Annotated in this window: 5 protein-coding genes; 4 read left to right on the forward strand and 1 reads right to left on the reverse strand. The window is 70.0% G+C overall.

The genetic code is table 11. The features are described 5' to 3' along the window. The first annotated feature begins 83 nt into the window (after positions 1-83). Together AAW13_RS33225 and AAW13_RS33230 are read left to right on the forward strand one after the other, a co-directional pair. Entirely contained in the window at positions 84-1226 is a 1143-nt protein-coding gene (locus AAW13_RS33225) for a glycosyltransferase family 4 protein (RefSeq protein ID WP_046727415.1), read from the forward strand. A gap of 128 nt (positions 1227-1354) precedes the next feature. Then, positions 1355-2989: a GMC oxidoreductase gene (locus AAW13_RS33230; protein ID WP_476756032.1), complete on the forward strand. Its 1635-nt coding sequence runs from the start codon at positions 1355-1357 to the stop codon at positions 2987-2989. Between the two features lie 13 nt (positions 2990-3002). Here the strand turns inward: AAW13_RS33230 and AAW13_RS33235 are convergent, their stop codons facing one another. Further along, on the reverse strand, positions 3003-4799 hold the full coding sequence (locus tag AAW13_RS33235; protein ID WP_046727416.1) for an AMP-dependent synthetase/ligase: 1797 nt from the start codon (positions 4797-4799) through the stop codon (positions 3003-3005). 315 nt (positions 4800-5114) lie between these two features. Here AAW13_RS33235 and AAW13_RS33240 point away from each other — a divergent pair, with 315 nt between their 5' ends. Both AAW13_RS33240 and AAW13_RS33245 read left to right on the forward strand, forming a co-directional pair. After that, positions 5115-5912 (forward strand): metallophosphoesterase family protein, encoded by a 798-nt coding sequence (locus tag AAW13_RS33240; RefSeq protein WP_071659762.1) that lies wholly within the window; start codon positions 5115-5117, stop codon positions 5910-5912. Positions 5913-6042: 130 nt separating this feature from the next. Then, positions 6043-6489 carry an SRPBCC family protein gene (locus AAW13_RS33245; RefSeq protein ID WP_046727418.1) on the forward strand — a complete coding sequence of 149 codons (447 nt, stop codon included), beginning with the start codon at positions 6043-6045 and terminating at the stop codon, positions 6487-6489. The last annotated feature ends 212 nt before the right edge of the window (positions 6490-6701 follow it).

A 6701-nucleotide genomic window follows, 5' to 3' on the forward strand; every position in this document is an offset into this window, starting at 1 on the left:
GAGTGGGCCACATGATCTCCCGCCGCCCTGTGCGGGGGCCATGAAGCACGGCCGAACACGCTGTGCGGGTAAGGTCTGCGGCGATGCACAAGACCCTCATCGTGACGAACGACTTCCCGCCCCGGCCGGGCGGGATCCAGGCCTTCCTGCACAACATGGCCCTGCGGCTGGACCCGGAGCGGCTCGTCGTCTACGCGTCCACGTGGAAGCGGAGCCGGGAGGGCGCCCTGGCCACCGCCGCGTTCGACGCGGAGCAGCCCTTCACCGTCGTACGCGATCGTACGACGATGCTGCTGCCCACGCCCGGGGCGACCCGGACGGCGGTCGGGCTGCTGCGGGAGCACGGGTGCACGTCCGTGTGGTTCGGGGCGGCGGCTCCGCTGGGGCTGATGGCGCCGGCGCTGCGCAAGGCGGGCGCCGAGCGGCTGGTCGCCACCACGCACGGGCACGAGGCGGGCTGGGCCCAGCTGCCCGCCGCGCGGCAGTTGCTCCGGCGGATCGGGGACGCCACCGACACGGTCACCTACCTCGGCGAGTACACCCGCTCCCGGATCGCCGGGGCGCTCAGTGCGCGGGCGGCGGGGCGGATGGTGCAGCTGCCGCCGGGAGTGGACGAGAAGACCTTCCACCCCGGGTCGGGGGGCGCCGAGGTGCGGGCGCGGCTGGGGCTGACCGACCGGCCGGTGGTGGTGTGCGTGTCGCGGCTGGTACCGCGCAAGGGACAGGACACGCTGATCCTCGCGATGCCGCTGATCCTGGCCGCAGAGCCGGACGCGGTGCTGCTGATCGTGGGCGGCGGGCCGTACGAGGACGATCTGCGGCGGCTGGCGAGGGAGACCGGGGTGGCCGCGTCGGTGCGGTTCACGGGGGCCGTGCCGTGGGCGGAGCTGCCCGCGCACTTCGGTGCGGGGGACGTGTTCGCGATGCCGTGCCGGACACGGCGGGGCGGGCTGGACGTGGAGGGGCTGGGGATCGTGTACCTGGAGGCCTCCGCGACCGGGTTGCCGGTGGTGGCGGGGGACTCCGGGGGTGCGCCCGACGCGGTGCTCGACGGGGAGACCGGGTGGGTCGTGCGGGGTGGGTCGGTGGAGGAGGCCGCCGAGCGGATCGTGGTGCTCCTGGGGGACGCGGAGCTGCGTCAGCGGATGGGGGAGCGGGGGCGGTCGTGGGTCGAGGAGCGGTGGCGGTGGGATCTCCTCGCGGAGAGGCTGAAGGAGTTGCTGTAGGGCGCTTTGAGGCCGTTGTTCGCCTGCGGGGCGGTGGGGGCCGGTCGCGCGGTTCCCGGCGCCCCTGACGGGGCGCTGTTGCTGCCGTAGCTCTAGGCGGAAGCCGAAAATCCGCACATGCTGCGCGCATGACAGCAAAACTGATGCAGCGTCAGCTGACGAGACGTCACATCCTGGGCATGATCGCCCTCCAGACCGCCGCCGCGGCCGGTCTCACCCGGGTCGGGCTCCAGTCGGCGCAGGCCGCCGAGGAGGCCGCCGCCGTCGACAACGCGCCTGCCATCGTGGTCGGTTCGGGCTACGGCGGGGCCGTGGCCGCGCTCCGGCTCGGACAGGCCGGGGTACGCACCCTCATGATCGAGATGGGGCAGCTGTGGAACACCGCCGGCTCCGACGGCAAGGTCTTCTGTTCCACCGCGGCCCCGGACAAGCGGTCCATGTGGTTCAAGACCCGCACCGAGGCCCCGCTCGCCACCTTCCTCTGGCTGGACGTCGTCAACAAGGACATCGCCGCCTATCCCGGCGTCCTCGACCGGGTGCACTACGACAACATGTCCGTGTACGTCGGGCGGGGTGTCGGAGGCGGCTCCCTGGTCAACGGGGGGATGGCGGTCACGCCCCTCCAGTCGTACTTCGCCGAGCAGTTCCCGACCGTGGACGCGAGCGCGATGTACAACACGTACTACCCGCGCGCCCGCACCATGCTCGGCGTCAACACCGTCGACCCCACCTGGTTCGAGTCGACGGAGTGGTACCAGTTCACCCGGACGTCCCGGAAGGCCGCCGCCAACACCGGTCTCAAGACCACCTTCGTACCGAACGTCTACGACTTCGGGTACATGCAGCAGGAGGCCGCCGGCACCGCCACGAAGTCAGCGCTCGCGCAGGAGGTCATCTACGGCAACAACTACGGCAAGAAGAGCCTCGACAAGACCTACCTCGCCGCCGCGCTCGGCACCGGCAACCTCACCATCCACACCCTGGAGAAGGTCAGGTCGGTCACGCGGGCGAGCGACGGGTCGTACCTGCTGAGCGTGGACCGGATCGACACCACCGGGGCCGTGGTCGAGAGCAAGCAGTACAGCTGCACCTACCTGTTCCTCGGCGGCGGCAGCCTCGGGACCACCGAACTGCTCGTGCGGGCCCGGGACACCGGCGCGCTGCCCGCCCTCAACTCCAGTGTGGGCGCCGGCTGGAGCACCAACGGCAACACCATGCTCGGCCGCGCCAACCACATCTGGGACACCACCGGCGCCAACCAGGCGACCATGCCGGTGATGGGCATCGACGACTGGGCCAACACCGACAACCCGGTCTTCGCGGAGATCGCCCCGCTGCCCATCGGGTTCGAGACCTGGGTGAGCCTGTACCTGGCGATCACCAAGAACCCCCAACGGGCGTCCTTCACCTACGACTCCGCGAGCGACGCGGTGAAGCTGGGCTGGACCGCGGCCCAGAGCGCGGTGTCGGTCGCCATGGCCAAGAAGCTCTTCGACCGGATCAACGCGGCCAACGCGACGATCTACCGGTACGACCTGTTCGGGTCGGGCAGCAAGGTGTTCGCGGACGACTTCTGCTACCACCCGCTGGGCGGCTGCGTGCTGGGAAAGGCGACCGACGACTACGGCCGGGTGAAGGGGTATTCGAAGCTGTACGTGACGGACGGTTCGCTGGTCCCCGGGAACATCGGCGTGAACCCGTTCGTGACCATCACCGCGCTCGCCGAGCGCACGATGGAACGGGTCCTCGCCGAGGACATGTGAACCAAGTGCCGTCCTACTTCGCGTAGATGGCCTCGATCTCGTCCGCGTAGTCCTTCGCCACCACATTGCGCTTGAGCTTCAGGGACGGCGTCAGGTGGCCCGACTCCTCCGAGAACTGGGAGGACAGAATGCGGAACTTCCGCACCGATTCCGCCTTCGACACCGCGGCGTTGCCGTCGTCGACAGCGGCCTGGATCGCAGCGTTCAGATCCGGGTCGTCACGCAGCGACGCCGCGGTGGCACCCGCCGGCTTGCCGTGGTCCTGCGCCCAGCGGCCCAGGAACTCCTCGTCGATGGTGACCAGCGCGCCCACGAACGGCCGCCCGTCACCCACCACCATGCACTCCGCGACCAGCGCGTGCGCGCGGATCCGGTCCTCGATCACGGCCGGGGCGACGTTCTTGCCGCCCGCGGTGACGATGATCTCCTTCTTGCGGCCGGTGATCCTGAGGTAGCCGTCCTCGTCCAGGGTGCCGATGTCCCCGGTGTGGAACCAGCCGTCGGCCAGCGCCTCGGCGGTCGCGGCCTCGTTGTTCCAGTAGCCCTTGAACAGGTGCTCGCCGTGCAGCAGCACCTCGCCGTCGTCGGCGATCCGCACCACCGAACCGGGCAGCGGCTGACCGACCGTGCCGATCTTCTGCCGGTCCCAGGGGTTGAACGCGGTCGCCGCGCAGGACTCGGTCAGGCCGTAGCCCTCCAGGACCGTGAAGCCGATGCCGCGGAAGAAGTGACCGAGGCGCTCGCCCAGCGGGGCACCGCCGGAGATGGCGTACTCGCCCTTGCCGCCGAGCACCGCCCGCAGCTTGCTGTAGACCAGCTTGTCGAAGGTTCTGTGCTTGATCTTCAGGCCGAGGGACGGGCCCGTCGGCGTGTCCAGCGCCTTGCTGTACGCGATCGCGGTGTCCGCGGCCTTGTCGAAGATCTTGCCCTTGCCGTCCGCCTGCGCCTTGGCGCGCGCCGAGTTGTAGACCTTCTCGAAGACCCGCGGGACGCCGAGGACCAGCGTCGGCCGGAAGGCGGCCAGTTCATCGGTGAGGTTCTTGATGTCCGGGACGCAGCCCAGTTTGATCGGCGCCATCATCGGGGCGATCTGGACCAGGCGGCCGAAGACATGCGCGAGCGGGAGGAAGAGCAGCACGGAACACTCGCCGGTGCGGAACAGCGGGCGCAGCCGTTCCACGATGTTGCCGCACTCGGCGAAGAAGCTGCGGTGGGTGAGGACACAGCCCTTCGGGCGCCCGGTGGTACCGCTCGTGTAGACGATGGTCGCCGGGTCGTCCGCCCGCGCCTGCGAGCTGCGCTCCTCGACGGTCGCGTCGGTGACGCCCTGGCCGAGCCTGCCCAGCTCCTCCAGGGCGCCGGCCTCGATCCCCCAGACGTGCTTGAGGGCGGGCAGCGTCTCGCGCACCGACTCGACGGCGGCCGTGTGGCCGTCGAGTTCCACGATGCAGGCGGTGGCGCCGGAGTCGCTGAGGATCCACTGCACCTGTTCCGGCGAACTGGTCTCGTACACCGGCACGGTGACCGCGCCGGCGCACCAGATCGCGAAGTCGAGGAGCGTCCACTCGTAGCGGGTGCGGGACATCAGGCCGACCCGGTCGCCGGGCTGGATCCCGGAGGCGATGAGGCCCTTCGCGGCCGCGTGCACCTCGGTGAGGAAGGCGGTGGCGGTCACGTCCTGCCAGACCCCGTCGACCTTGCGGGCCATGACGGCGACGTTCGGATGCTGCGCGGCGTTTCTGCGGACGATGTCGGTCAGATTGCCGTCCGCGGGGACCTCGTACAAAGCCGGAAGGCTGAACTCGCGCAAGACTGCTGCTCCTCATAGGGCGCCGGCGCCACGACGTTGTGCGATGCGACGGTGCGGTCCAAGGCTCGGGCAGGTACTCAGGCTTCGCCACGGGTCGGAAGATCCGTTGGTTGAATTCCTGAGCACGACTGGACTGCCCGGACGTTACCCGCCGGTATGGCTTCTTCGACAGGGGGTCCCGGCGAGATGTTCGCTGCGTCACACAGGTTGGTGTTCCTTCGCGTACGGTAGTCCACCGCTTTAGTGACTGACCAGTAACCGCAGGTGCGCCCATCGCCTGTTCACGTTTGCCGCACAGGCCTACCCTTGATCACCATGGCAGCCTCACCCTCCGGCCTCCGGAAGACCCGCGTCCACGTGGTCAGTGACGTGCACGGCAACGCCCGTGACCTGGCCAGAGCCGGCGACGGCGCCGACGCCCTGATCTGTCTCGGCGACCTCGTCCTCTTCCTCGACTACGCCGACCACTCGCGCGGCATCTTCCCCGACCTGTTCGGCGTCGAGAACGCCGACCGGCTCGTCGAACTGCGCACCGCCCGCCGTTTCGAGGAGGCCCGGGAGCTGGGGGCGCGGCTGTGGGGCGGGATCGCCATGGACCGCGCGACCGCGATCGAGAAGGCGGTGCGCAAGCAGTACGCCGAGATGTTCGCGGCGTTCCCGACGCCGACGTACGCGACGTACGGCAACGTCGACATGCCGCAGCTGTGGCCGGAGTACGCGGGGCCGGGCACGACGGTCCTGGACGGGCAGCGGGTGGAGATCGGCGGGTGGGTGTTCGGCTTCGTGGGCGGCGGGCTGCGCACCCCGATGCGCACCCCCTACGAGATCTCCGACGAGGAGTACGCGGCGAAGATCGAGGCGGTCGGCGAGGTCGACGTGCTGTGCACGCACATCCCGCCGGAGGTGCCGGAGCTGGTCTACGACACGGTGGCGCGCCGTTTCGAACGGGGCAGCCGGGCGCTGCTGGACGCCGTCCGGCGGACGAAGCCGCGTTACTCGCTCTTCGGGCATGTCCACCAGCCGCTGGTGAAGCGGATGCGGATCGGGGCCACCGAGTGCGTGAACGTCGGGCACTTCGCGGGTGCGGGGCGGCCCTGGGCGCTGGAATGGTGACCGCCCCGGACAGGGGGTGAAGTCGGCTGGTCGGGCGCGCGGTAGCCTTCACGCTGCACACGCGTGCGCACGCGTGCGGCGACCTTCTTTCAAATGGTCTCACCGGCCCGCATCTGGAGGAGCCACGGCGATGGCGGAACACACCAGCTCGAGCATCACGATCGAGGCGGCCCCGGCCGACGTCATGGCGGTGATCGCCGACTTCGCCCGGTACCCGGACTGGACGGGCGAGGTGAAGGAGGCGGAGGTGCTGAAGACCGACGCCAGGGGGCGGGCCGAGCAGGTCCGGCTGGTCATGGACGCGGGTGCGATCAAGGACGACCAGACGCTCGGGTACACGTGGACCGGCGACAACGAGGTCTCCTGGACCCTGGTGAAGTCGCAGATGCTGCGGTCGCTGGACGGGTCGTACCTGCTGCGGCCGGCGGGGGCCGGGGCGACGGAGGTCACGTACTCGCTGACGGTGGACGTCAAGATCCCGATGCTGGGGATGATCAAGAGGAAAGCCGAGAAGGTCATCATCGACCGGGCGCTGGCGGGGCTGAAGAAGCGGGTCGAGTCGGAAGAGCAGTCGTGAGGCTGCGGGTGCGCGGGGGCTTGGAGTCGGAAGAGCGGTCGTGAGGCTCCGGGTGCGCGGGGGCTTGGAGTCGGCAGAGCAGTCGTGAGGCTGCGGGTGCGCGGGGGCTTTTCGCGCAGTTCCCCGCGCCACTGACGGGGCGCTGCGGCCGCCCCGCGTTTTTCGCTCGCGCAGCTGCGGGCAGGCGTGCCGCAGGGCGGCACGGGTGGGCG

The sequence above is a fragment of the Streptomyces humi genome (genome assembly GCF_001005085.2).
In the GTDB taxonomy this organism is placed as follows: Bacteria; Actinomycetota; Actinomycetes; order Streptomycetales; family Streptomycetaceae; genus Streptomyces; species Streptomyces humi.